Consider the following 25,841-nt stretch of genomic DNA (forward strand, 5'->3'; position numbering starts at 1 on the left):
AGAGAGCAAATATGTCTTTAACCAGTCAGCTTATTACAGCAGATTTTCCAGATTTACAAAAGGCAGAAGCGCTAAACAAGGAAGCTTTTCCTGAAGAGGAGCGTGTTCCTCTAGCAGAACTGCTGCGTTATAGCAGTGAAGAATTTTCACATTTCTTTGCCTTTTATGATGGAGACGAATTTGTCGGTTTTGCCTTTGCAGTCTATAATGCTAAGGTTTTCTATATCAGCTTTTTTGCGATTATGCCCCATCTGCGCAGCCATGGCTACGGCAGCCAAATCATTGCCAAATTAACGGACTTCTATCAAAGGACTATGGTACTTGAAGTGGAGCGCTTAGATGAACCCTGTGACAATCTGGAACAGCGCAAGTCTCGGATGGCCTTTTACCTGAGCAATGGCTTTCAGTCTTCTCATACCTATCTAGAATATGAAGGACTTAGTTTTGAAATACTCTATAAAGGACCCTTTTTTGACGAAGCAGCTTATTGCGATATCTTCCATAAAATTCAGAAAAAAGACTATTTTGAATTTGAAATTAAACATAGCCGCGATGATGATTAAAGAACTTCGAGAAATGATGTATAGACCATAAAAAAGACTGCCAAACATTTGTGACAGTCTTTTTTAAATGATCAATTTTGGGAGCCAGAACAATGGCATCATCAATTCCTTTGTAGACAGAAAACTCTGTCCCTTCCTCAATATTTAAGCTCTTTGGGATAGTCACCGCCACTGAATTACCAACCTTTCTTGCCTTAACTGTTGTCATGTAGCTTACCTCGTTTCTTTATTATCTTTTCAAGTATATACTTAGTGTATATTTGAAAAGGTGTGAGGTCAAATTTCTTTCTCACCATTTAGCAAGCTCTCTAATTTTTATGGACAGTCAACCTTTTATTCCATCTCTTCCTTAATTGGCGGATTTTTAAAGCTTTCTTCTCTGGCTGGCACTTTGACATTTCGACAATTCAGCAGTTTGCTGAATTGTTGGTCTTTTGGCGGATATCATTGGAAAGGACGAAAATGTCCGAAGATTTATAACATATAAGTATTATTTTAAAAAGTTGAACAAAGATTAAAGATGGTTGGAGAAGGAAATAAGTGGATAATCAGAGTCAAATATTCTATAAAATAGTGGTATAATATTAATATTGATGGCATGAAACTTAATATAAAAATAAAGGAAATAGAAATGGCAAAAAAGACAAATGCAAAAATTGGATTTGAAAAAGAGTTATGGAATGCTGCAGATGCTTTGCGTGGACATATATCAGCGTCTGACTATCGGAAAATTGTTATTGGTCTTATTTTTTTAAAATATGTTTCCGATGCATTTGATGAAAAATATACGGACTTAGTAGCAGAAGGATCTGGATTTGAAAATGACCCTGATGCCTACACTGAAGAGAATATTTTTTTTGTTCCAGAAAAGGCAAGATGGCATTTTATTGCCAGTCATGCTCATTCTTCACAAATTGGAACGATTTTAGACGAAGCTATGCGTGAAATAGAAGATGATAATCCAAGTTTGGATAATGTTCTTCCGCAAATTTATGCAAGTCCAGATTTGGATAAACGAGTCTTAGGTGAAGTGGTTGATATCTTTACTAACATTAACATGTTTGAAGGTGCAGAAGAAAAAGATCTCCTGGGGAGAGCTTATGAATATTGTATTGAACAATTTGCGGCACACGAAGGTAAGCGTGGCGGTGAATTTTATACACCAACCAGTATCGTTAAAACCATTGTTGAAATTTTAAAGCCTTTCCGCGGTCGTGTCTACGATCCTGCTTGTGGATCAGGTGGTATGTTTGCACAATCAGCTAAATTTGTAAAAAGTCACAGTGGAAATATTTCTAATCTATCTATTTTTGGTCAAGAATCTAATGCGGACACGTGGAAAATGGCGAAAATGAATATGGCCATTCGAGGTATTGATGCTGATTTTGGTGAACATCAGGATAATACTTTTTACAATGATTTACATCCTACTCTAAAAGCAAACTATATCATGGCGAATCCACCTTTTAATATCTCAGGTTGGGGTGCAGATAAGCTAAAAGATGACATTCGCTGGAAATATGGAACGCCCCCTGATGGAAATGCCAACTATGCTTGGATTCAGCATATGATTCATCACATGGATCCAAGTAATGGAAAGATTGGTTTGGTATTGGCTAATGGTTCTCTTTCCTCTACCACGAAAGGTGAGGGAGACATTCGTCAAAAAATTATTGAGGACGACTTGATAGAAGGGATTGTCGCCTTGCCGTCAAATCTATTTTACAGCGTGACTATCCCTGCTTGTCTCTGGTTTATCAGTAAAAATAAAAAACAAAAGGGAAAGACAGTCTTTATCGATGCCCGTAATATGGGTGAAATGGTTGATCGAAAGCACCGTGACTTTAGTGATGAAGATATCAAAAAAATAGCAGATACTTTTGAAGCTTTTCAAAAAGGAGAACTTGAAGATATCAAAGGCTTCTGCGCTGTCGTAGAGACCGCTGACATTGCCAAACAAGACTACATTTTAACACCTGGCCGCTATGTTGGTATTGAAGAGCAGGAAGATGACGGAGAATCATTTGAAGAAAAAATGGACCGCTTGACTAGTGAGCTATCAGAACTCTTTACCAAATCGCATGAACTGGAAGGTGAGATCCGCGAAAGATTGGAGGCGATTGGATTTGAAATATAAAGAAGTAAATTTAGGCGAGCTTGTTAGTTTTGTTTCAAAGGGAATTCCGCCAAAATATATAGAAACCAAGTCTCATAATACTATTGTTGTTCTCAATCAGAAAACGAATAGAAATTTTCAAATTGACTATTCGCTATCACGACTAAATGATTTAACTAAGAAAAAAGTCCCAAAGGATAAGATACTTGTGAATAATGACATTTTGATAAATTCAACCGGTGTTGGAACAGCTGGGCGAATCGCTCAATTAGTAAAAGTACCTGAATTAACTACTGTGGATGGACACATGATAATTGTTAGACCAGATGTAGAGAAAATCGATCCGTTGTACTTAGGCTATGCTCTTAAAGCACAACAAGCAAAAATTGAAGGATTACAAGAAGGATCAACTGGGCAAACTGAGTTAAATCGACAACGATTATTGAATGATATTGTGATACAATTTCCTCAATCGAGAGAATTACAACAAAAGATTTCTAAACTATTTTTCTCATTTGATGAAAAAATTGAAAATAATAAAAAGATAAATCATCATTTAGCGGCTTGAGAGACGGGAATTTCGCCAGACGTTAGTTTAGGTAAGAGTGTGTCACGTAGTTCAGATAAGCTATGAATCTCGGATAGGTTGAAACAAAATAACTTATAAAGAGGTAATAGCATTTTGTCTAATTTGATTAAATCATTAATTGTAATATTCAAGTCATAATTATTAACTGCAAAAGGACTTAAATTGGCCTGTGCTGAGCCACTAGAAAGTTCAATTAAATCTGTAATTATATTTTCTTGTTGCAGAATAGACCAAAGGACTGCATAAGAAAGATTTGTCTTGGTATAAAATAAACCAACGCGCTGATTGATGTATCCCTTAAAGTTTTTTGGGATAACACCTATCTTTCCGGTAGTTGCTCCTGTTAAAGCCATTACAATTTCTTCTCCAAAGACCTTAAAGTTTGAAGCTTTTGTTAATTCAGATTTATTATTTACATAATCAAAATTAGTAAAATCAATTGAAGTTCCGTTTATATCTTTAATTTTAATTACCGGTTTCCCCTCATCACTCCAATCTTTACTCTTAAATGCATAGCCTGATTTCAATTCAAATAAATCTCCTAATTTAATACATTTATTTGAATGGAAGCTCTTAAAATAATTCTTGCTAATCTCTTCTAAATGATGATTTATCTTTACTACTAAAACTAATAAGGAGGTCCTATCTTTGGATTCTAACGATAAGTATTTAGAATATGCAAAATCCCATAAAGAAACATTCATCAATGACATTATTCAAGGGAAGGTTCCGGATGGTGAGAAGGATGCTGTTTTTATGGCGGGGAGTCCGGGAGCTGGTAAGACAGAGGTCGCCTTGGGTCTTGCTGAAAATTATGATAATCATGTCATCATTGATGCGGATGCTTTTCGATCAAAGTTTCCAGACTATAACGGGAAAAATTCTTCTGACTTTCAAAAGGCTTCCTCTTGGTTGGTGGAACAGGCTTTGAAATTTGTCCTTGAAAAAGGCTATTCTTTCATCTTGGATGCGACTTTTGCTATTCTCTCTGCCGAGAAAAATGTTATTCGTGCTGAGAAGAAGGGCTTTCGAGTGACGATTATCTATGTCTATCAAGACCCGCAAATCGCTTGGCAGTTTACAAAAGAACGGGAAAGGGCAGAAGGGCGAAAAGTTCCCAAATCAACCTTTATCAATGCCTATTTCAAGGCAAGAGAAAATATCAAAAAAGTCAAAGAAAGACATCCAGATATCGTTTTGCATATTATTGTCAAAGATTATCAAAACAATATAGCAGAGGTTCACTATGCAACAGACAATGTGCACTTGGTACTGCCTGAACGGTACACTCGACAAGAATTGGAGGAATGCTTAGATGACTGAAAAAGAACAAGTTAAAGAAATTGTGGACAAGTATAATAAGAGTATTGCGGACTTGTCTGACAAGGCCACCGCGAAGGAGTTTAAGACGGTAATGAAGTACATTGCTAATCAAGCAAACTCTAGACAACGTAAATTAGTTGGCTTAGACAAGTAATTTATGTTCTCCATTGTTAAAATAGAATAGAGTATTAACAAATGGAGGACAATATGAAAGATAAGATCATAACCGAAATTCAAAACAAAATGGCGCGGTTGCTGAACCATAAACAGCTTGATGAACTTGGTAAGGTGATAAATGCGGCACTAAGTAGTGTAGAGCTGGTTGTTAAGACGGATAATACTGTGGCAAATCAGGACTTACTAGATGCTTTCCTTTCTGCAAAACGGATTGAAGGATGTTCGGAGAAGTCCATCAAATACTATGAGTCAACCATTAAGACGATGATTGAAAAGGTTGCCCAGCCTATTCGTCAAATTTCAACCGACCATCTGAGAACCTATTTATCAGATTATCAGAAAGGCCGTGGGTCAAGCAAGGTTACTATTGACAATATGCGCCGAATTTTCAGCTCTTTCTTTGGTTGGCTGGAGGATGAGGACTATATCCTGAAAAGTCCAGTACGCCGGATTCATAAGATAAAAACGGATAAGCCAATCAAGGAGACGATTTCTGATGAAGGACTAGAGCTATTGCGTGATACTTGCGATCAAATGAGGGATCTAGCCTTGATCGATCTTTTGGCATCAACTGGTATTCGGGTTGGCGAATTAGTTGGTCTGAATCGTGAAGACATCAATTTCCAGGAAAGGGAATGTGTAGTCTTAGGTAAAGGTGGGAAGGAACGCTTGGTATACTTTGATGCTCGAACCAAGATTCATTTGATGAATTATCTGGAACAGCGAAAGGATAGCAATCCTGCACTATTCGTCAGCCTGTCATCACCGTTTAAAAGGCTGCAAATAGGAGGAGTAGAGACACGGCTGCGAGAACTGGGAAAGAGAGCAGAAGTAAACAAGGTCCATCCACACAAGTTCAGAAGAACACTAGCGACAAGAGCCATTGACAAAGGAATGCCAATAGAACAAGTCCAGCAGCTGCTAGGGCATGTAAAAATAGATACTACCATGCACTATGCCATGGTCAATCAAGCAAATGTAAAAAATTCACATCGAAAGTTTATAGGGTGAGGAGAGAAGGATGCTATATAACTGGGAAACAGTATATCTAGGTGATGTTTGCAAAATTAAATATGGGAAGGATCATAAAAAATTATTGGAGGGTAATATCCCTGTCTATGGAACGGGAGGGATAATGCGATATGTTGATACTCCTCTCTATAAAAATAAGTCGGTACTAATTCCTAGAAAGGGATCTTTAGGGAATCTTTATTTTGTTGATGAGCCATTTTGGACCGTGGATACACTCTTTTATACTGAAATCGATGAGACTAAAATATTACCTGAATTTTTGTTTTATAAATTAAAAACATACGACTTAGCTAGTATGAATGTTGGCAGTGCAGTTCCAAGTTTAACAACTTCTGTATTAAATGCAATTAACATACAATTACCTCCGCTTAGTGTTCAGGAAGAAATAGTTAAAGTTTTAGGAATAATAGACTCAAAAATTCAAAACAATAAAAAGATAAATCATCATTTAGAAGAGATGGCGCAAGCAATTTTTAAGTCGTGGTTTGTTGATTTTGAACCGTTTGGCGGAATGACTCCCAGGACATGGAAAGAAAAAATATTTTTTGATGTAGCTAAAGTCAATTATGGAAAAAACTTACCAACCAAAAATTTACTCTCTAAAGGATATCGTGTTTTTGGAGGAAATGGACAAATTGGCTACTACACAAAATTTCTTCATCAAAAGGAACGTATATTAATTTCGTGTCGAGGCGCTGCTTCGGGTACCGTTCAATTATCTCGGCCATTTTCATTTATAACAAATAATTCTTTAATAATAAATGAAACAAAAGACGTTTATTTTGCCTACCTAAAACAATGGTGTCTCAATCGTCAGTTTTTTGATGTTGTCACGGGATCTGCCCAATCTCAAGTTACAGTAGATTCACTTAAAAATATCACCATCATACTCCCAGATAGCACGACATTAAAAGAGTTTTCAAATATCATGTTACCACTTTATTCACAAATAGAAAAAAATCTGGAAGAAAATGAAAAATTGATAAATCTTCGAGATAATCTCCTTCCCAAACTAATGTCTGGTGAAATCCTTATCAATCAAGCCGCTAAATGATGATTTAGTTTATAAAAAGAAAGGAATTCTTCTTATGCCCACTAGAAATAGTTATTATGAAAAATTAATTAGTGAAATAATAGACAATTCAGAAGCTAATACATGGGATTCAGCGGTGATAGAATGGAAAATTGTTGACGTTGAAGAAGATGAATATTTAAAAGAATCATGTGTATGTGGTAAAGAGAATTTGCGATATTTATATACTATCCAAAATGTCTTTAATAACAAAATACTTTATCCTATTGGCAGCTCTTGTATTAAAAAGTTTGAACGTGAAGATCTAAATGCAGAAATTAATGTTAAAGAACAAATGTTCAAGTTATTACATGCTGTAGAAGAAAACGCATTTTTAGAATTATCATCAGAATTCTTCTCAAGAAAGCTTTTACTGTATTTGTATGAACAAGGAGCTTTTAAAGCAACAAGATATAATAACTTTAACCCCCATGAGGATTATCAGTTTATATTGGATATGTTTAATAAGCGAAAAGTATCTGACAGGCAAAATAGGAAGGCAGTTGCAATAATACTAAATTCTATTAAACCATTTGTTCAAGAGCAGTTAAAAGGTAAAGTACGAGGATGTTAGATGAACATTAAAAGGAATAATTTTTATGAATAATAAATTATTTATAATCGGCAATGGTTTTGATCTGGCTCATGGCTTGCCAACTAAATTTGATCCTGATTTTAAAAAAATTGCTGAAAATAATGAAGTTGATCCATCATTTTGGGAACTTTACCAATCACAAACAGCGAATATATAGTCTGATTTTGAAAATTTATTGGCAAAACCGGATTTTAATTCACTGGTAGAAATATTTGATGGATATGATCCTGATTATTTATCTGACAGAGAAAGTGACCGTGATGGAATTATACTTCAAGCAGATATGAGTGGGAATCTGCAGGAATCACTAGACGAGTTTGCTAATAAAGCAGAAGCTACTCTTTTGAATGTTAGTCCTAAAGAACAATTTGAAAGATTGTTTAGAAATGGTGATTTATTTATTAATTTCAACTATACTCACACTCTGGAGCAAATTTACGGTATTGAAGCAAGACAAGTTTTGCACATTCATGGAGAAGTTGGAGAAAATAATTTATTGTTAGGCTATCCAGAAGGTGATTTTTCGCCTGAGATTATTCAAGATGATGTACGTAAAAAAGGAAGAAGACCGTACAGAGAGACTCCTTTAAAAGGATATATTGACAATATTGAGGATTCCTATGTTAGAACTGTTTATAAAAATCTAGCTGATAAAGTTGAGTCTTTCAAAAAAGAGTTTCAAATTGGATTTGTAGAAAAATTTCTTAGTAACTATGAAATAAACGAAATTATTGTGTATGGTCACTCTTGCGCAATTGATTTTCCTTATTTTGAATACCTCAATCAGCAATTTCCGCATGCACAGTGGATATTTTATGCATTTGATGATCCAACAAGATGGAACATTGAGGACATGGTGGCATGTGTCGGAATAAGTCATTATAACATCATTGGACAAGAAAGGGTTTAATTTATGGCATTCACTGAAAATAACTACGAAAATGCGGTGATGGAGCTTTTTCATGATGGTTTGGGTTATTCATCTCTTTATGGACCAGATGTGGATCGCAATTATAGAGAACCTCTCTATTTGGATGAGCTTTATTCTGCTTTGGAAAAGATAAATGCTAAGCTGCCAGCTGTTGCTATTCAGCAAGCAGTTGAAAAGCTTCAGCGTTTTGAGAATGGATCTTTAATTCAAAAAAATAAGGTTTTTATGGACTATTTACAAAATGGTATAGAAGTTTCCTATTTTTATCAAGGCAAACGGCAGTCCGATCTTGTTTATCTGGCTGATTTTGAGAATATCAATAATAATACCTTTACTGTTATTAATCAGTGGACAATTATAGAAAAGAGTAATAAACGTCCAGACGTTATCGTATTTTTGAATGGCTTGCCTATAGTTGTTTTTGAGTTAAAAAGTCCGTCTCGTGAAGAAACAGACGCGTCAGCTGCCTATCGTCAGTTAAAAGCTTATCAGAAAGAAATTCCAAGTTTATTTACCTACAATGCTTTTTGTGTCATGACTGATTTGGCTACCTCAAAGGCAGGGACCATTACTGCTGGCGAAGACCGCTTTATGGAATGGAAGACCACAGATGGTCGTTTTGAAGATACGCAATATGCCAATTTCACGACCTTTATTGAAGGAATTTTTGATAAGGCAAGATTCTTAGATATTTTAAAGAATTTTATTTGTTTTTCTGACGATGCGAAAATTTTAGCTGCTTATCATCAGTATTTTGCGGTGAATAAAGCTGTTGTTTCTACCTTGAATGCAACTAAAAGTGATGGTCGTGGGGGTGTCTTTTGGCATACGCAGGGAAGCGGAAAATCATTATCAATGGTTTTTTACGTTCATTTGTTGCAGAAGGTTTTGGATTCACCAACTATTGTTGTTTTAACTGATAGGAATGATTTAGACGATCAGCTCTATAGCCAATTTTCAAAATGTAAAGATTTTCTCAGGCAAACGCCTGTTCAGGCAGAAAGCCGTCTTCACCTGAAAGAATTATTAACTGGTCGTCAGGCTAATGGCATTATCTTTACCACCATGCAGAAATTTTCAGAATCTGCCGAAGCTCTTTCTGAGAGAAGAAATGTTGTTGTTATGGCAGATGAAGCCCACCGAGGTCAATATGGATTAGAGGAGAAGGTTGATGCAAAAAGCGGCCGTTTAGTCGTTGGTACGGCCAGAGTTATTAGAGATAGTTTGCCCAATGCGACTTATATTGGCTTTACAGGAACACCTATTTCTACTAAGGATAAATCAACGACTGAAGTTTTTGGTAATTATATTGACGTTTATGATATGACACAAGCTGTTGAAGATGGAGCGACTCGTCCTGTTTACTATGAGAGTCGTGTTATGCACTTGAAATTGGATGAAAATATTTTACGTCTGATTGATGCTGAATATGATTTAATGGCAGAAAGTGCAGAAACTCATGCAATTGATAAAAGTAAGAAAGAATTGGGGCGTCTGGATAGTATTTTAGGAGCAGACCAGACTATCAGTGCGCTTTGTGATGATATTATCAAACATTATGAGGAAAATCGTGCACAGGAATTGACTGGCAAGGCTATGATTGTTGCTTACTCACGTCCGATTGCTATGAAAATTTATCATCAATTACTTAAAAAGCGCCCTAATTGGACAGAAAAGATTGGTGTTGTCATGACTTCCAGCAACAATGATCCAGAAGAATGGCATGATATTGTTGGCAACAAACGTCATAAAGAAGAAATGGCTAAGCAATTTAAGGATAATGACAGTCCATTTAAGATTGCGATTGTGGTTGATATGTGGCTGACTGGTTTTGATGTTCCGAGTCTAGCAACTATGTATGTTTATAAGCCTATGCAGGGACATAATTTGATGCAGGCTATTGCACGTGTCAATCGTGTTTATCAAAATAAAGAGGGTGGCCTTGTTGTTGATTATATTGGTATTGCTGGAGCTCTAAAACAGGCCATGAATGATTACACAAATCGGGACAAAGGCAATTTTGGAGACACTGATATCGCTAAGACTGCTCTACCAAAATTCATTGAAAAACTAGAAGTCTGTCGTGACTTATTTTATGGTTTTGATTATTCAGAATTTATGAATTCTGAATCGGGCGATTTAGTCAGAGCTAAAGCAATTAGCGGTGGGGTGAATTTCTTATCCAGTATGGATAAGGAGAAAAAGAAAGAACTCTTTATCAAAGAATCTTTATTTTTGCGCCAAGCCTTATCGCTTTGTCGATCTTTACTTACACCCGAACAACGATTCGAAGCAGCTTACTTTGAAGCAGTTAGAACATTGCTGACTCGAATTACTGGAGAAGGAAAAAAATTATCTCTTAAAGACATTAATAACCGCATCAATGACTTGTTAAAAGCGTCTATCAAGAGTGAAGGTGTCATTAACTTATTCTCGGACATTGATACAGGTTTTTCCTTGTTTGATCCTAAATTTTTAGACGAAATTTCTAAGATGAAGGAAAAAAATTTAGCTGTTGAACTTCTGAAAAAATTATTAAAAGAACAAATTACTTTATATCAAAGAACAAACTTGGTAAAATCTGAAAAATTTTCAGAAATTCTATCACGCTCTATGCGAGCCTATCTCAATGGGATGCTTTCAAATGAAGAAGTCATTGCTGAATTAATGAAAATGGCTAGAGAGATGGCGACAGCTCATGAGGAAGGAAATTCTCTAGGATTATCAGATGAGGAATTGGCTTTCTATGATGCATTAACTCAGCCGCAAGCAGTTAAAGATTTTTATGAAAACGATGAACTGGTTGCGATGACACATGAATTAACGGATATGTTGCGTAAAAGCAGAACAATTGATTGGCAGAAAAAACAATCAGCGCGTGCCCGTATGCGTATGCTTGTTAAACGCCTTCTAAGGAAATACAAATATCCACCAGAAGGTGTCGAAGATGCAATTGTAACTGTTATCAAACAATGTGAAATGTGGACGGATAATCCGGATAATAATTACGATTCTTATTCTCAGCCTGAGGCATTAATGGTTGCCGAAGAAGAGCACTTTTAAAAATGCAGACAATCTATTTTTTAACGTCAAAATGTTTTAGCTTTGTCAATTTCAATTGTCATTTCTCCTATTTAGGCGAGCAAAGCGAGCTCCAAACGAGACTTAATCTTCAATATAAGCACTATTTAATAAAAATAGTGCTTTTTCTTGAACTGATAATTAAAAAATGTTAAACTAATAATAGTAAATCTAGCAAAGGAGTTATAAATCTATTGTCGGCGCAGAAATATTCAGAGCAAGAAATCGAAGATGTTTTAAATCAGATTAAGTTCTTGGTGTCAAAAAATAGATTTATTATCAGTACTGGCGAAAATAGACAAAAGAATGATGAATTTGCAGATGAGTTCAATCTGGATACTAGTAAACGAAAGGAACTTATCTTAAAGATAGAAGTTCATGACTTTTGTGATTGTGTTCAGTCACCGAATCCTTATCGTAATCATGATGATTATTTTATCTTTGGGCCTCAATTCACTTTGGAAGATTTTTTAGGTGATAAAAGAAGTGTACAGGTTTATGCAAAATTTGTACTGGCTGCTAGTCAGACTTCTGGTCTAAAAACAATTGTTGTTTCCTTTCATGAAGCTGAAAGGCCGCTGAGTTATTATTTTCAATAATAATAAAGGAGTTGAATGTATCATGGCAGAAAAAAGAATTTTTTGTGAACATTGCTTGGACGATGTTGCTTATCATATTGAAAATCGTGAGTTGACACGAAAATTAAAAGGAAAAAATTATACTTTCAAGGGCCAGGAAGCTATTTGTGATAATTGTAAAAAACCTGTTTTTGTTACAAAAGTTGATAGTGGCAATAGACAGGCTCTTTATGCTTCTTTTAAAAGGGAAAATAATATTATTTCTGTTTCTGAGATTGAAGCTGTTCTTAAAAAATATAATATTGGAGCCAAACCTTTGTCAGAGCTTTTAGGCTGGGGTATTAATACTATCCCTAGATATTTAAAGGGTGATATTCCAAAACCAGCTTATTCTGATTTACTTAGAAAGATTGCTGTGGAACCTGCTTATTTTTTATCACTTTTAAAAAGCGGTTCTGATATTTTAAAACCTGTTGCTTATGAGAAAAGTTTAGCAGCAGCAGAACAGCTGCTAAAGGAGACAAAAATTGATAAAGAAGTTTTAGTGTCTTACTATTTGTTATCAAAAAATGATGAAATAACACCACTAGCCTTGCAAAAATTACTTTACTATACTCAAGGTTTTTCCTACATTTTTATAGGGGAATTTATGTTTGCAAGTGATTGTGAAAGCTGGGTGCATGGTCCTGTGTACAGGGATATTTATAATCAATTTCAAGAGTTTGGCAGAGAACCAATTGTTCTTGATAGAACTTATGATATCAGCTCTTGTTTTACATCACAGGAGATATTGCTTCTGGACAGCATTGTCCAACATCTGAGTGTGTATAATGGTAAGGTATTGGAGAAATTTACTCATGAAGAAAGCCCATGGTTATCAGCGCGGGGGGATTTAAAAGAAGACGAACCGTCTAATAAGATTATTGATAAGAATGGCATTGCTGATTTTTTCACAAGAGTAAAGGAGAAGTATGATATGCTCACAGTGGATGATTTGTCGGCCTATACAAAAGCAAGATTTGAGAATCTTAGCTTTTGATGTATAGTAAAACCGCTTTTTTAGCTTATCGAAGTTAGAAAAGCGGTTTTATTTTTTTATTGATATGTTTTTGCTTTTAGGATAAAAGTATTTTTCTTAAATCTGCTACAGTTTTGGCCATATCCTTCGCACCTGCTTTTTCTAATTCCTCTTGGCTGCCAAAGCCATAAAGGACAGCGATAGTCTCTAGATTATTTTCTCTAGCACCTATAATGTCGTGTTTGCGATCAGAAATCTGCGCAGCTGCTAGTCCATAGGCAATGATATCTCCTTTTTGACGTCTCATACCATCCATGCTGGCACTTGCTATGAAGTCGAAATTATTATAGAGGTCAAAATGCTTCAAGATTTGAATGGCAAATTCCTCAGGTTTTGAGGTTGCGACTAGCAGTTTTTTTCCTTGCTTTTTCAGCTTTTCTAATAACTGAGGAATGCCTTGATAAACCTCATTTTCATAAATGCCCTTATGGCGGAAGTAGTCCCTGTAAAAAGCGACTGCCTTGAGACTGTCTGCCCTTGAAAATTGGTAGAAGTGTTCAAAAGAATCTTGTAAGGGCAGACCAATAAAACGGTAAAGATCCTTTTTATCAGTTACTTCAATCTTAAATTTTCTTAGTGCATAAATAAGGGAATTGGTAATGCCTAGAGCAGGATTGGTCAAGGTCCCGTCTAAATCAAAAAGAATGGTTTGATACATATTTTACCTCCTTGAAAATAACGATAACACAAAAATTGTTAACAATGCCTTCTTTTATTGTATAATAAAAGAAAAAGGAGTAATAAGATGACCGTTCATTTTTCAGAAACAAATGAGGATTTAAGTCCTTTCTTTGATCCTATCTTTGAAGCGCAGTATGTTCAGCATTTTCAGGCAGATAAACCCAAAAAGCAGAAAAAACAGCTGCAGTTTGTAATGAAAGATGATGCTGATCAAATTTTAGCAGCAGCTTCTTGCCAGCAGCTTTACCAAATGCTGAAGATTGAGGACTTAGCAGTTGATCCTGCGCTTCAGCACCAAAAATTAGGCAGTCAGTTATTAGATTATATCAAAGACTATGCCAGCTCTCACAATCTTTTGACGCTAATATTAACTACACGTTCCTATCAAGCTAAAGATTTTTACCTTAAACAGGGGTTTAGCATTTATGGCCAATTGGCGGATGTGCCGTTTGAAGGTGTGACGACTTACTATTTCGTCTATAAAGTATAAGGAGGTGCCTATGCATATTCTTATTGCACCGGATTCTTTCAAGGAATCTTTATCAGCTCCCAAAGTGGCACAAAGCCTTCAAAAGGGATTTTCTAAGTCCTTGCCTCAAGCAACTTTTGATCTCTTGCCTCTTGGCGATGGCGGCGAAGGAACCCTAGAAGCTCTGGCTCAGGGTTTACACTTAAAAAAAGCAGCTGTGAAAGTTTCAGGTCCTTTTGGAGATCTTGTTGAGGCAGAATATGCTTTCAAAGATGACTTGGCTGTTTTTGAAATAGCTGCCATTACAGGCTTAGAACAGATTCCCAAAGATAAGAGAAATCCTTTGACCATTAGCAATCGCGGTATTGGAGAACTGATCGTTTTTCTCGCTCAAAAAGGGATGAAGCGCCTTATGATTGGTGTTGGCGGCAGCTCGACCAATGATGGCGGAATCGGTATGGCAGAAGGACTAGGATATGCCTTTTTTGATGCCAGTGGAAATAAAGTTGAAGCAGTTGGAGATAACTTGGGTAAAATTGTTGGCCTGTCAGATCAGGCAGTGCCTTCCTGTCTTAAAAATTTGGAAGTAACCATTATTACAGATGTAACCCATTATCTCTGCGGTCCACAGGGAGCAGCCTATACTTTTGCAGGCCAAAAGGGGCTGGCAAAGTCAGCGTTTGAAGCAGCTGATAAGGCTATGCAAAGCTTTTATAAGCTTGTCAATCCAGGTATTTTCAACCTCCAAGGGGCAGGAGCAGGTGGCGGTTTAGCAGCTGGTTTAGTCACCTTTGCAGCTGGCAAAATCGTCTCAGGTATTGATGCCGTTTTAGATAATTTAGACTTTGAGCGGCATGTCCAAAAGGCGGACTTAGTCATTGTCGGCGAAGGGCGTATGGATAAGCAGAGTTTATCTGGTAAAGCCCCTGTGGGTGTGGCTAGACGGACACCCGCTAACATTCCTGTTATTGCTGTTTGCGGCAGTTTGGCTGAGGATCTGCCGGACTTTCCTCTTGATAATATCCAGGCAGTGTTTCCCATTATTTCAGAAGCTGCAAGTTTGGAACACACTTTAGCACGGGCAGCAGACAATTTGGAGCGGACTGCTGCTAATATTGGCAGCCTTCTGCAAATAAATCTATAAAAGAGATCTGATAAGAAGCACTCACTGGCTAAGGGCTGTATCACCTCTGTACAGTTGATGAGCTATGACTGCTGCACAAAATGAGCTTGGGACTATTTTGTCCCAAGCTCATTTAGGAGTTAAACCATTTTTGCCAAAAGGATTTCTTCTGTTTTGGCTCCTTTGTTTTTTCAGCAAAAATCTGGGGATAGAGCAGCCTTACATCTGTATGTTTGAGATTTTCAGCTTTATCTGTATGAATGAGGATACCAAAGGGTGAACGCTTTTTATCATCATTGATAATAGTTGCTGTTAAGCCAGATTGCTGAGCTTTTTTCATATAATCCATCTGTTTGGCCAGCGATAAGTTGGCTGAAATTTTAACAGTTACCTTTTCTTGGGGATAGTTGGCTTGTATGGAAGCTAAAATATCACTAAAATGATTTAAAATCAGTGAGTTCTCAGCATCTTTGAGCAAAATGGTCAAAAGGACTCTTTCTTTAAAGGTACCGAAGTATTTTCTTTGCTCATCAGGATTTAATTGGTGTTCGCCGCAAGCGCTTTCTAAAATTTTTTGATTTAAATCAACCATGGTTTTCCTCACAAAAATTGATAAGAAAATTATACACTATTTTAATCAAAAAGTATTCTGAAAACTAGAATGTTATTGATTTTATATCTTAAATAATGTTATAATAAATCAAACTAAAATAATGTTATAATAAATCAAACTAAAAGTGAGGGAAGACGATGGAAAAAAAAGCAAATGTTTGGAAAGTTCTAGGAATTGTCTTTATTGTTTTGGCTAGTGTTTTTATCATTGCAACAGCGACAATGACGACTCTTTTGGTCTTATCCAATCAAGAAGTTCACCGTTTGGCTGAAAATGCTGATAAAAACAGCAAAGATTTGTCGAACTACAGAAAAAAAGAAAAGAAATTCTGGGAAGACTATACCAAGAAGCTTAATTCGTATTACAAATCGCGCAGCCGTTATTATGGCAATTATAATTCTGATTCCGACAGCAGCTCTGGATCTGATAAAAGTTATGGTGGCAATAGTCGGGATTCTGATTCTAAATCACGTTCAAAGAGCATTTCCGTCAAGGTGAATGGCCCGGCTTATTAAAAAAGAAAGAGATTGAGGAAAAATGGAAAAAAAGACAAATGTGTGGAAAGTTATAGGGATCATTTTTATATCTATAACAGCTTTCTTTTTTATTGCAACGATCGCTCTATCTGCTTTTTATGCAGTCTCCAGACAAGATGCTTCTAATTGGAAAGAAACCAATGCGATGCAAAAAGACACTCTTTCAAGCAAAAGACAATGGTTAAAGAGTTTAGGAGTTTTGAACAAACCTTTCAGTGAAGACTATTATTCAGCCACTAGAAATTATGCAAGAGTGAAACGGCATTATATAGGTGAGTCAGTGACACTAGGCACTGGTGAGCAAATGACTGTCACCAGTTTAAAATATGATGCAGATATTAAGCTTAAAGATGCTTCTGACAATGATAAAACAGCAGTTTTAAGCGTTAATATTAAAAATACCAAAAGCAGACCTATCCAGTTTAATATCAAAGATTTCTATGTTTTAGACAATATTTATGATCTTGCTAAATTAAGCAGTGATTCCAGAAATAAAAAAGGAACCAGTGTTATTCAGCCTGGTCAGACCATTAAAACAAAGGTCTATTTTACCATTCCTAAAGAAGGACCTTATTTAGTCATTTACGGCAAGGATTACTGGATGCCAAATAGTGATGAAAGGCAAGGATCCTCATCAAATTCGCTGTAATACAGCTGCTTAATACCGTGAGAACAAGTAAATTGTTCTCATTTTTGTTTGCCTTAGGTTAAACTTTGTGGTATGATTAACATGTAAAAATTAAAACTCATAAGGAGAGTAACACAATGTCAATTATTACTGATGTTTACGCTCGCGAAGTCCTTGACTCACGCGGTAACCCAACACTTGAAGTAGAAGTTTACACTGAATCAGGTGCTTTCGGACGTGGTATGGTTCCTTCAGGAGCTTCTACTGGTGAACACGAAGCAGTTGAACTTCGCGACGGAGACAAATCACGCTATGGTGGTCTTGGTACTCAAAAGGCTGTTGATAACGTAAATAATATTATTGCTGAAGCACTTATCGGATACGATGTTCGTGATCAACAAGCAATCGATAAAGCCATGATCGCACTTGATGGTACTCCAAACAAAGGTAAACTTGGTGCTAATGCTATTCTTGGTGTTTCTATTGCTGCGGCTCGTGCTGCTGCTGATTTCCTTGAAATTCCGCTTTACAGCTATCTTGGCGGATTTAACACTAAAGTTCTTCCAACTCCAATGATGAACATTATCAATGGCGGTTCTCACTCAGATGCTCCAATTGCTTTCCAAGAATTCATGATTGTACCTGCTGGTGCACCTACATTTAAAGAAGCTCTTCGCTGGGGTGCTGAAATCTTCCATGCGCTTAAGAAAATTCTTAAAGAACGCGGTCTTGAAACAGCTGTTGGTGACGAAGGAGGATTTGCTCCTAAGTTTGATGGAACAGAAGATGCTGTAGAAACGATCATCAAAGCTATCGAAACAGCTGGCTACAAACCAGGTGAAGAAGTCTTCCTTGGATTTGACTGTGCTTCATCAGAATTCTATGAAGACGGTGTCTATGACTACACTAAATTCGAAGGTGAAACTGGAGCAAAACGTTCAGCTGCTGAACAAATTGACTACCTTGAAGAATTGGTTAACAAATACCCAATCATCACTATTGAAGACGGTATGGATGAAAATGACTGGGAAGGCTGGAGAGCTCTTACAGAACGTCTTGGCAAACGCGTTCAATTGGTTGGTGACGACTTCTTCGTAACGAACACTTCTTACCTTGAAAGAGGTATCAATGAAGGCTGTGCAAACTCAATTCTTATCAAAGTTAACCAAATCGGTACACTTACTGAAACATTTGATGCTATTGAAATGGCTAAAGAAGCTGGCTATACTGCAGTTGTATCACACCGTTCAGGTGAAACTGAAGATTCAACAATCGCTGATATCTCAGTAGCAACAAACGCTGGACAAATTAAGACTGGTTCTCTTTCACGTACAGACCGTATTGCTAAATATAACCAATTGCTTCGCATTGAAGATCAATTAGGTGATGTAGCTGAATACCGTGGTTTGAAATCATTCTACAACTTGAAAAAATAAGCTGTTCATGCTGATATGAAAAGAAGTTAGAACAAAGATTCTAGCTTCTTTTTTATATTACAAATAAAGAAATCATTGTCTTGGACTTGTCTCTAAATTAACAAAGTGTCTTTCTTGAAGCCCCATTTTAAACATGCTATAATAAAATGCATTATTATATTAAAGGAATTTAGGATGGAAAAAAGATTCATTAAAACTTACCTCGTTGTACCTTTGGCACTAACAATGTTTGCTGCTGCAAAAGTCTCAGCAGATGAAAGCCAAGCAGCGGACAATCAAACCTCAGCTGCAAAAACGGTGGTATCAACTAGTTCACAAAGTTCAGTTAGCAGACAGACTGCTGCAGCTGAGACATCATCTGATCAGATGAATTCAGCTTCTAATACTGGAAATACTGGACAAGAAGCAAATGCAGAAAAGTCTGAGAATACTACTACAGAGGCTAGCACTGAAAATCCTAGGCAGCAGGGAGATACAAGTGTCAGGGAGGAAACGACTGAACCTAGCTCTCAAGAAGTTTCAAAGGCAAGCAGCAGTACTGATTCCCAAACACTAACAAATACAGCAAATACGACAAGCCGTTCAGCAGATGAAAAAATATCTGATGAAAAGGCCAGTCAGCCAAAGACACAGTCTTCACAGGCAAAACCAGAGAGATTAAAACGCTCAAGCTTGACAGCAGTGAGTCAGGTAAATCAGCCTGCTTCAAAAATACAGCAGTCTTCCAAAAAAGAAGATAGAGCTAAAGAGGTGACAAAGGCAATTGTTGAAGAGAAGGGCATCAAGCTGCAGTATAATGACAGCATTGCTCCAAATACTAAAATTCAGTTTGCTGTTTGGTCAGATAGTAATGGGCAAGATGATCTTAGGTGGTATACGGCCAATAATATGGGTGCTGCCTATGTTGAGTTTAAAAATCACCGAAGTTACGGCAGTTATAATATCCATACTTATGCCAACAAAAACGGTAAAATGATTGGACTGAATGCTGCCAAAATAACGATTCCTCTGCCTCAGGTTAAAACAAGTATAACAAAAACATCAGCTAGGAATTTTGATATTGTTGTCTCTAATGTTCCTAATACCATTACAAAGGTCAGTGTCCCTGTCTGGTCAGCTATTAAAGGACAGGATGACCTTAAATGGTATCAAGCTTCCAAGACAGCTCCTGGTACGTATAAGGTGACTGTTAATACCAAGGATCATGGAAATGATTTAGGTCATTATCAGGCTCATGTTTACGGTTATAGTACGGTGACAGATTCCCAGATTGGCTTAGCTGCTACTTCAGGTTTTGATAATAATAATAATGTTAAGCTTACAAATGCTTCTGTCTCCATCGCAAATTATGACCAAAACAAAACGACCTTTGATGTTAATGTTAAAGGAAGTGAAAATACTAAGACCCTAAAAGCTGTTCGTGTAGCTGTCTGGTCTCAGGAAAATGGTCAGGACGATTTGAAATGGTATACGCCGCAAGTTAAAAATAATCAGGCGACTGCTAAAGTGGATATTGCCAATCATGCTAATGTTTCGGGTGATTATAATGTTCATGTTTATACAGATTATACTGACGGGACAACTTCAGGCACTGTTCTTGGAACTTATAAAATCATAAAATCCCCTGTTTCAGCTAAGTTAACATCAAATGGTATTGCCTTGAAATTTGAGGCAAACACTATAAAAGATAAATCCAAAGTTTCTTTTGCCGTTTGGTCTGATGTGAAAGGACAAGATGACTTAAGATGGTATAGTGCCAATGATAAAGGTGAAGCTCTTGCTGCTTTTACGAATCATAAAGGGTATGGTAATTACAACATTCATACTTATGTTAATCAAAATGGTAAAATGATTGGCCTGGATGCTAAAACTTTGATGATTAACCCGCCAAATATCTCCACACACATCACCAAGGCCGGAGATAATCAATATACGGTTACCTTAAAAAATGTCCCTGATTATATATCGTCTGTTCAGGTTCCTGTTTGGACAGAGCAAAAAGGACAGGATGATATCAAATGGTATCAGGCACAAAAAACTGCTGATAAAACTTATGAGGCTAAGATTTTACTTAAAAATCATTCTTTTGAAAAAGGCCATTATAATGTTCATGTATATGGTCACAGTCAGTTAGAAAGCAATAATCAGATAGGACTAGGAACTTCTGGTTTTGATGTTTCTTCTGTAAAAATAGAAGATGCCCAAGTTTCAGTGACTAACCACAATGCTAAAAATGGAAGTTTAGATGTTGTTGTTTCAGAAACGAATCATTCTAAGAAGTTGAAAACTGTCCGTGTAGCTGTCTGGTCCACAGCTAATCAAAGTAATCTTTACTGGTATACAAGCAGTGATGTCAAAAATGATCGTATAAACATTGCCGTTAATGAAAGCAACCATCAGTATATTAAAGGAAATTATAATGTTCATGTTTATGTCACCTACCAAGATGGACAGGAAAAAGGCTTTAATAAAGGAAGCTATCGTTTAGAAGCAGACAGACCTGCTGTTCAGCTGCCGTCCTATTTTATTGATATCAGCAGCCATAACGGCTCTATTTCTGTTGATGAATTTAGGCGATTAAAACAGGCTGGTATTGAAGGCGTTGTCGTCAAACTAACGGAAGGAACTACCTATACCAATCCTTTAGCCAGATCCCAAATTACTAATGCTAAAGCAGCTGGTATCAAGGTATCAGCCTATCATTACTCACATTATACTTCAGCCGCAGCAGCTCAGGCAGAAGCTCGTTATTTTGCCAATGCAGCTCAGGCTCATGGGTTAGGTGCAGCAACAGTAATGGTTAATGATATGGAAGAGTCTTCTATGCTGGCAAATGTTAATAATAATGTCCAAGCCTGGCAGGATGAAATGAAGCGTTTGGGCTATGGAAATCTTGTCCATTATACTATGGCAAGCTGGCTGGATATTAGAGGCGGTCAAGTCAATACTTCAAGATTTGGAATCAATAATTTTTGGATTGCCCATTATGCTAAAGGCTATAACTATATGACGCAGGCAGAAGCTAAATCCAACGGGCTGTATTCTAATGCAGCGGCTTGGCAATATACAAGTGTCTCACCTAAGTTAGGCCGCTCTTTAGATGAAAATATCGATTATACAGGCCGCTTTACAAGATAAGAACAGTATGGAGAAAGTTTATGATGAAAAGAAAACTTGAGGCAATTTTTCTAGTTTTTTTGACAGCGCTGTTGCTAACAGGCTGCTCACCGCATAAGAAAGATAAAGCTGCTCAAAGGAGCCATTCAGAAAGGACGACTCAGCAGACAAAACAGAAAAATACCAGCAGGACAAGGACAACAGAAGCTGATCAAACGACTTCTGCGGCTTCCGCACCTAATACAGCAGATGGAAAAGATAGTTCAAAATCAAAAAAAGCATTTGCTTCAATAGATACAGGTGCTATCTTAAAATCGGATTATACTACGATGTCAGGAAACTGGACTAATGCTAAAGGGCAGACTTTGACCTTTAATCAAAAAGGACTGTCATCAAAAGGAATGACTGGAACTTATCTTGATATTGATCAAAATGGAGTATTGCTACTAAAGGTTGATACTGAAAGAGCAAGCAATCTTATACTTTATATTGTCCCTGCTAACAAAACACTGCCTGAACAGTATTTTCCAAGTGGTCTGTCTGATACTTCTGATACATCTAGAGATCGTATTATCCCTTCTACCGATCTAACTCGCAATATGGCTAGTGCTGTTTATTATCGTCACTCAAATCATTAAAATTCTTCATAAAATTTAGAAAAAACCACACGTGTTTGTGGTTTTTTCTGATATAATTAAAAGGAATAATAAAAAAACTTAGCTGCTAACAACTAAGTGAAAAAATACTGCTAATGAGATGACGATGTCAGCTCATTTAAGTAGCAGAGTTTGGAAAATAGAATGAACTGTGATAAAATAAACTCACATATGGAGGAAACAACTTGATTAAAATATTTGGGAAAATGCGATATCATTGGCAGCCAGAATTATCCATATTGATTATATATTGGTCAATTGCCATTACTCCAATATTTATTGGTTTGTCGCTCTTACGTGAGCATACGCAGATTCCTAGTCAGTTTTTTATATTGGCCATTTTATTCATTGTTTTAGTAGGGGCAGGCTTTCATCGCTATTTTGTCATTGAGGAAAATGGAAAGCTGCGGATTGTCTCACTGAATTTTTTTAGAAAATCACGCATAGCTATTGCACAAATCGAAAAAGTAGAAGTGACTAAGTCAAGTATAACTCTGATTGTCAAGAATCAACCCAACCGTATCTTTTATATGCGTAAATGGCCCAAAAAGTATTTTTTAGATGCTTTGGCGCTTCATCCTGATTTTAAAGGTGAGGTAGAATTGCTAGATAATTTTATTAATCTGGACTATTTTGAAACTTATAAGAATGATAAAAAAGCTCTTACAAAGAAGATCTAAGAGCTTTTGTAGGACAAAATTTGACAGCAGTGAGAATGTCATCATCTTCAGAAAAGATTTGAACTTTCTCATCTGAATCTGCAAAGCGGACGATGCCATCATCATTATAGTCAAAAACGTTTGAATAAGTTTGGCAAAGACCGCAGGCGATACATTTTTCTGGAATAATTTCTATTTTCATAGTAGTATTGTATTACAATAGTTGGTATTAAACAAGGGGAGGGAATCATGTCAAAAAAACCATGGGAAGAAAAAGTAGCTGATACTGAAGATAATCAAGATGAAATGACAAGGACATCAAAGGAAAATACTATTATCAGTACTCCTATTTTAACGATTTTATTGAGCCTTTTTGTTCTTATTATTATTGGTGTTTTATTCTTTGTTTTTTATACTTCAAACGGCGGGAGCAATGAACAGAAAGCGACCTCAGGTTTTTATGGCAGTTCTAAAACGACGAAAAAAAACAATAATAATAACAATAAAACGAGTGCACAAAGCAGTCAGGAAAATCAAGAAACAACGGTTTCAGAATCTACTGAAGCAACGACCTCAGAAACGACTACCAGCTCTTCAGACGAAGATGGCAAAAATACCATAACCGTTGAAGGAGGAGAAGGAGCAGCTGGTATCGCTGCAAGAGCAGGCATTTCAGTTGATAAGCTCTATGAACTTAATCCTGATCATATGACACAAGGTTATTGGTATGCCAATCCTGGTGATAAAATAAAGATAAAATAAAGAGGCAAAAATGACAGGTATTAAAATTGCAATTGACGGTCCTGCTTCCAGTGGAAAAAGTACTGTAGCAAAAATTGTTGCTAGAGATCTCGATTATATTTATCTAGATACAGGTGCTATGTATCGCTCAGCAACCTACTTAGCGCTTAAAAATGGTGTTTCGCTGACAGATGAAAAAGCTATTATTAAACTGCTAAGAGAATATCCTATCAGTTTTGGCCGCCGTAAGGACAGTCAGCAAATGGTTTTTGTAGGTGACGTTGATATTACTGATCCTATTCGTGGAAATGAAGTGACCAATAATGTATCAACAGTAGCAGCCTTGCCGTTGGTTCGGCAGGCCTTAGTTGAATTGCAGCAGCAAATCGCTAATCAAGGCGGTATTGTCATGGATGGCCGAGATATTGGGACGGTAGTTTTACCTGATGCAGACCTAAAAATTTTTATGCTAGCTTCAGTTGAAGAAAGAGCTAGACGCCGTTATAAAGAAAATTTGCAAAAGGGTATTGAAACAGATTTTGACACCTTAAAAGAAGAAATTGCCGCCCGTGATTACAAGGACAGCCATCGAAAAACATCTCCTTTAAAACCGGCTGAAGATGCTATAACTTTTGACACTACAGATGTAGATATCGCAGGTGTCGTGACTTTTATTGAAGAAAGAGCGCAAAAAATTATTGACAGTCTGTAGAAACTTTGATATGATGTTTAGAGTGAGAAAAGCAGAAGTGAGAGCTTCTCGCCTTGCGACTAACGTTGTCTGGCTCTACATATCAAGTTTCAGTAAATGAAAGATAATTGTAGTGCGGATTTGATTGGTCAAATCCGCTTTCGTTTTTCTCAAAAAATAAAAAAGGGGTGAAGAATATCGCTAAAAAAGATTTATTCATAAATGATGAAATTCGTGTCCGCGAAGTTCGTCTTGTTGGTCTTGATGGTGAACAGTTAGGAATCAAGCCGCTCTCAGAAGCTCAGGCTGTTGCTGATGATGCTAATGTTGATTTGGTTTTGATCCAGCCGCAAGCGACACCGCCTGTTGCAAAGATTATGGACTATGGAAAGTTCAAATTTGAGTATCAAAAGAAACAAAAGGAACAACGCAAAAAACAAAGTGTTGTTACCGTAAAAGAAGTGCGCCTCAGTCCTGTTATTGATAAGGGAGATTTTGAGACAAAGCTTCGTAATGGCCGGAAATTTCTCCAAAAGGGAAATAAGGTTAAGGTTTCTATTCGGTTTAAGGGCCGAATGATTACTCATAAGGAAATTGGAGCAAAGGTATTAGCAGACTTTGCTGAAGCAACACAAGATATTGCTATCATTGAGCAAAGAGCTAAAATGGATGGACGTCAAATGTTTATGCAGCTTGCACCAATTCCAGACAAAAAATAAAGTCATACAATAAATAATGAGGAGAATAAAAATGCCAAAACAAAAAACACACCGCGCTTCAGCAAAACGTTTTAAACGCACAGGTTCAGGTGGTTTAAAACGTTTCCGGGCCTATACTTCGCACCGTTTTCACGGTAAAACTAAAAAGCAACGTCGTCATCTTCGTAAAGCAGCCATGGTGCACTCAGGAGATTTCAAACGTATTAAATCAATGCTTACTGGCTTGAAATAAGCATAACAATATTAAAAATAAAAGAATTATTGGAGGATCTATAAATGGCTCGTGTTAAAGGTGGCGTTGTTTCACGCAAACGTCGTAAACGTGTTTTAAAATTAGCTAAAGGTTATTATGGTTCAAAGCATATCCTATTTCGTACTGCTAAAGAGCAAGTACTAAATTCATATTACTATGCTTACCGTGACCGTCGTCAAAAGAAACGTGATTTTCGTAAACTTTGGATTACTCGTATTAATGCTGCAGCGCGTATGAATGGACTTTCATACTCACAATTGATGCATGGCTTAAAATTGGCTGAAATTGAAGTAAATCGTAAGATGCTTGCGGATTTAGCAGTTAATGATGCAGCTGCTTTTACAGCTCTTGCAGAAGAAGCTAAAGCAAAGCTTAGCAAATAAC

Annotated in this window: 29 protein-coding genes, 1 pseudogene and 1 other annotated feature; of the genes and pseudogenes, 25 read left to right on the plus strand and 5 right to left on the minus strand. The window is 36.7% G+C overall.

Annotated elements, in window-relative coordinates:
• Positions 1 to 11 precede the first annotated feature (11 nt).
• Positions 12 to 563: a GNAT family N-acetyltransferase gene (locus STRMA_RS01855; RefSeq protein ID WP_003082184.1), complete on the plus strand. Its 552-nt coding sequence runs from the start codon at positions 12 to 14 to the stop codon at positions 561 to 563.
• Here the strand turns inward: STRMA_RS01855 and mazE are convergent.
• On the minus strand, positions 538 to 771 hold the full coding sequence (gene mazE, locus STRMA_RS09825) for a type II toxin-antitoxin system PemI/MazE family antitoxin (RefSeq protein ID WP_003079507.1): 234 nt from the start codon (positions 769 to 771) through the stop codon (positions 538 to 540). The genes STRMA_RS01855 and mazE overlap by 26 nt on opposite strands.
• Positions 772 to 1,194: 423 nt before the next feature.
• On the opposite strand from mazE, the gene STRMA_RS01865 reads away from it, so the two are divergent.
• Positions 1,195 to 2,700, plus strand: coding sequence for a type I restriction-modification system subunit M (locus STRMA_RS01865; RefSeq protein WP_003080459.1), 1,506 nt, complete (start codon positions 1,195 to 1,197; stop codon positions 2,698 to 2,700).
• Positions 2,690 to 3,247, plus strand: coding sequence for a restriction endonuclease subunit S (locus tag STRMA_RS01870; RefSeq protein ID WP_003078935.1), 558 nt, complete (start codon positions 2,690 to 2,692; stop codon positions 3,245 to 3,247). Before STRMA_RS01865 ends, STRMA_RS01870 begins: the two co-directional genes overlap by 11 nt.
• Here the strand turns inward: STRMA_RS01870 and STRMA_RS01875 are convergent.
• A complete protein-coding gene (locus STRMA_RS01875) occupies positions 3,232 to 3,882 on the minus strand; it encodes a restriction endonuclease subunit S (protein WP_327078763.1) in 651 nt (216 codons plus the stop codon). The genes STRMA_RS01870 and STRMA_RS01875 overlap by 16 nt on opposite strands.
• A gap of 34 nt (positions 3,883 to 3,916) precedes the next feature.
• On the opposite strand from STRMA_RS01875, the gene STRMA_RS01880 reads away from it, so the two are divergent.
• The 9 genes and pseudogenes from STRMA_RS01880 (at position 3,917) to STRMA_RS01915 (ending at position 13,096) form a co-directional block, all read left to right on the plus strand.
• Entirely contained in the window at positions 3,917 to 4,591 is a 675-nt protein-coding gene (locus STRMA_RS01880) for a zeta toxin family protein (RefSeq protein ID WP_003081936.1), read from the plus strand.
• On the plus strand, positions 4,584 to 4,745 hold the full coding sequence (locus STRMA_RS09765) for a hypothetical protein (RefSeq protein WP_003081193.1): 162 nt from the start codon (positions 4,584 to 4,586) through the stop codon (positions 4,743 to 4,745). Before STRMA_RS01880 ends, STRMA_RS09765 begins: the two co-directional genes overlap by 8 nt.
• Positions 4,746 to 4,798: 53 nt before the next feature.
• A complete protein-coding gene (xerA, locus tag STRMA_RS01885; protein ID WP_003079335.1) occupies positions 4,799 to 5,779 on the plus strand; it encodes a site-specific tyrosine recombinase/integron integrase in 981 nt (326 codons plus the stop codon).
• Between the two features lie 10 nt (positions 5,780 to 5,789).
• Positions 5,790 to 6,854 (plus strand): restriction endonuclease subunit S, encoded by a 1,065-nt coding sequence (locus tag STRMA_RS09415; RefSeq protein WP_003080899.1) that lies wholly within the window; start codon positions 5,790 to 5,792, stop codon positions 6,852 to 6,854.
• A gap of 34 nt (positions 6,855 to 6,888) precedes the next feature.
• A complete protein-coding gene (locus STRMA_RS01895; RefSeq protein WP_003082351.1) occupies positions 6,889 to 7,446 on the plus strand; it encodes a hypothetical protein in 558 nt (185 codons plus the stop codon).
• A 25-nt stretch (positions 7,447 to 7,471) separates the two neighbouring features.
• Positions 7,472 to 8,377 (plus strand): annotated as a pseudogene (locus STRMA_RS01900) (AbiH family protein).
• 3 nt (positions 8,378 to 8,380) lie between these two features.
• Positions 8,381 to 11,461 carry a type I restriction endonuclease subunit R gene (locus tag STRMA_RS01905; protein ID WP_003081376.1) on the plus strand — a complete coding sequence of 1,027 codons (3,081 nt, stop codon included), beginning with the start codon at positions 8,381 to 8,383 and terminating at the stop codon, positions 11,459 to 11,461.
• Between the two features lie 212 nt (positions 11,462 to 11,673).
• Positions 11,674 to 12,078, plus strand: coding sequence for a hypothetical protein (locus STRMA_RS01910; RefSeq protein ID WP_003078948.1), 405 nt, complete (start codon positions 11,674 to 11,676; stop codon positions 12,076 to 12,078).
• A gap of 22 nt (positions 12,079 to 12,100) precedes the next feature.
• Positions 12,101 to 13,096 carry a type II toxin-antitoxin system antitoxin SocA domain-containing protein gene (locus STRMA_RS01915; RefSeq protein ID WP_003080951.1) on the plus strand — a complete coding sequence of 332 codons (996 nt, stop codon included), beginning with the start codon at positions 12,101 to 12,103 and terminating at the stop codon, positions 13,094 to 13,096.
• 76 nt (positions 13,097 to 13,172) lie between these two features.
• On the opposite strand, the gene STRMA_RS01920 is transcribed toward STRMA_RS01915, so the two are convergent.
• The gene (locus tag STRMA_RS01920; protein WP_003078669.1) at positions 13,173 to 13,793 is read right to left on the minus strand and encodes an HAD hydrolase-like protein; all 621 of its coding nucleotides are present in this window, start codon (positions 13,791 to 13,793) and stop codon (positions 13,173 to 13,175) included.
• 87 nt (positions 13,794 to 13,880) lie between these two features.
• Between STRMA_RS01920 and STRMA_RS01925 the strand changes: the two genes are divergently transcribed.
• Together STRMA_RS01925 and STRMA_RS01930 are read left to right on the plus strand one after the other, a co-directional pair.
• Entirely contained in the window at positions 13,881 to 14,306 is a 426-nt protein-coding gene (locus STRMA_RS01925) for a GNAT family N-acetyltransferase (protein ID WP_003082461.1), read from the plus strand.
• 10 nt (positions 14,307 to 14,316) lie between these two features.
• Positions 14,317 to 15,429, plus strand: a complete 1,113-nt coding sequence (locus STRMA_RS01930; RefSeq protein ID WP_003079732.1) for a glycerate kinase — start codon at positions 14,317 to 14,319, stop codon at positions 15,427 to 15,429.
• A 112-nt stretch (positions 15,430 to 15,541) separates the two neighbouring features.
• On the opposite strand, the gene STRMA_RS01935 is transcribed toward STRMA_RS01930, so the two are convergent.
• Positions 15,542 to 16,000, minus strand: a complete 459-nt coding sequence (locus STRMA_RS01935) for a YueI family protein (protein WP_003082017.1) — start codon at positions 15,998 to 16,000, stop codon at positions 15,542 to 15,544.
• A 158-nt stretch (positions 16,001 to 16,158) separates the two neighbouring features.
• On the opposite strand from STRMA_RS01935, the gene STRMA_RS01940 reads away from it, so the two are divergent.
• From STRMA_RS01940 to STRMA_RS01965, 6 genes are all read left to right on the plus strand, one after another.
• The gene (locus STRMA_RS01940; RefSeq protein ID WP_003079135.1) at positions 16,159 to 16,536 is read left to right on the plus strand and encodes a hypothetical protein; all 378 of its coding nucleotides are present in this window, start codon (positions 16,159 to 16,161) and stop codon (positions 16,534 to 16,536) included.
• A 22-nt stretch (positions 16,537 to 16,558) separates the two neighbouring features.
• The gene (locus STRMA_RS09830; RefSeq protein ID WP_003082039.1) at positions 16,559 to 17,206 is read left to right on the plus strand and encodes a DUF4352 domain-containing protein; all 648 of its coding nucleotides are present in this window, start codon (positions 16,559 to 16,561) and stop codon (positions 17,204 to 17,206) included.
• Between the two features lie 116 nt (positions 17,207 to 17,322).
• A complete protein-coding gene (eno, locus tag STRMA_RS01950) occupies positions 17,323 to 18,621 on the plus strand; it encodes a surface-displayed alpha-enolase (protein WP_003078838.1) in 1,299 nt (432 codons plus the stop codon).
• A 174-nt stretch (positions 18,622 to 18,795) separates the two neighbouring features.
• Positions 18,796 to 21,759, plus strand: a complete 2,964-nt coding sequence (locus tag STRMA_RS01955) for a GBS Bsp-like repeat-containing protein (protein WP_003079779.1) — start codon at positions 18,796 to 18,798, stop codon at positions 21,757 to 21,759.
• Positions 21,760 to 21,779: 20 nt separating this feature from the next.
• Positions 21,780 to 22,376: a DUF6287 domain-containing protein gene (locus tag STRMA_RS09740; protein WP_003081771.1), complete on the plus strand. Its 597-nt coding sequence runs from the start codon at positions 21,780 to 21,782 to the stop codon at positions 22,374 to 22,376.
• A 203-nt stretch (positions 22,377 to 22,579) separates the two neighbouring features.
• Positions 22,580 to 23,074 (plus strand): EbsA family protein, encoded by a 495-nt coding sequence (locus tag STRMA_RS01965; RefSeq protein WP_003079011.1) that lies wholly within the window; start codon positions 22,580 to 22,582, stop codon positions 23,072 to 23,074.
• On the opposite strand, the gene STRMA_RS01970 is transcribed toward STRMA_RS01965, so the two are convergent.
• Entirely contained in the window at positions 23,058 to 23,255 is a 198-nt protein-coding gene (locus tag STRMA_RS01970; protein ID WP_003081548.1) for a ferredoxin, read from the minus strand. The genes STRMA_RS01965 and STRMA_RS01970 overlap by 17 nt on opposite strands.
• Before the next feature lie 47 nt (positions 23,256 to 23,302).
• Between STRMA_RS01970 and STRMA_RS01975 the strand changes: the two genes are divergently transcribed.
• From STRMA_RS01975 to rplT, 5 genes are all read left to right on the plus strand, one after another.
• Entirely contained in the window at positions 23,303 to 23,815 is a 513-nt protein-coding gene (locus tag STRMA_RS01975; RefSeq protein ID WP_003078634.1) for an SAG1386/EF1546 family surface-associated protein, read from the plus strand.
• Between the two features lie 10 nt (positions 23,816 to 23,825).
• On the plus strand, positions 23,826 to 24,506 hold the full coding sequence (gene cmk, locus STRMA_RS01980; protein WP_003082262.1) for a (d)CMP kinase: 681 nt from the start codon (positions 23,826 to 23,828) through the stop codon (positions 24,504 to 24,506).
• Positions 24,507 to 24,529: 23 nt separating this feature from the next.
• Positions 24,530 to 24,658 (plus strand) — a sequence feature (ribosomal protein L20 leader region).
• Positions 24,659 to 24,673: 15 nt separating this feature from the next.
• Positions 24,674 to 25,204: a translation initiation factor IF-3 gene (gene infC / locus STRMA_RS01985; RefSeq protein ID WP_003079425.1), complete on the plus strand. Its 531-nt coding sequence runs from the start codon at positions 24,674 to 24,676 to the stop codon at positions 25,202 to 25,204.
• A 31-nt stretch (positions 25,205 to 25,235) separates the two neighbouring features.
• Entirely contained in the window at positions 25,236 to 25,436 is a 201-nt protein-coding gene (rpmI, locus tag STRMA_RS01990) for a 50S ribosomal protein L35 (RefSeq protein WP_003080688.1), read from the plus strand.
• Positions 25,437 to 25,480: 44 nt separating this feature from the next.
• Positions 25,481 to 25,840, plus strand: a complete 360-nt coding sequence (gene rplT, locus STRMA_RS01995) for a 50S ribosomal protein L20 (protein WP_003079101.1) — start codon at positions 25,481 to 25,483, stop codon at positions 25,838 to 25,840.
• The last annotated feature ends 1 nt before the right edge of the window (position 25,841 follow it).

Origin of the sequence: Streptococcus macacae NCTC 11558 (genome assembly GCF_000187995.2) — a bacterium.
GTDB classification, from domain to species: domain Bacteria; phylum Bacillota; class Bacilli; order Lactobacillales; family Streptococcaceae; genus Streptococcus; species Streptococcus macacae.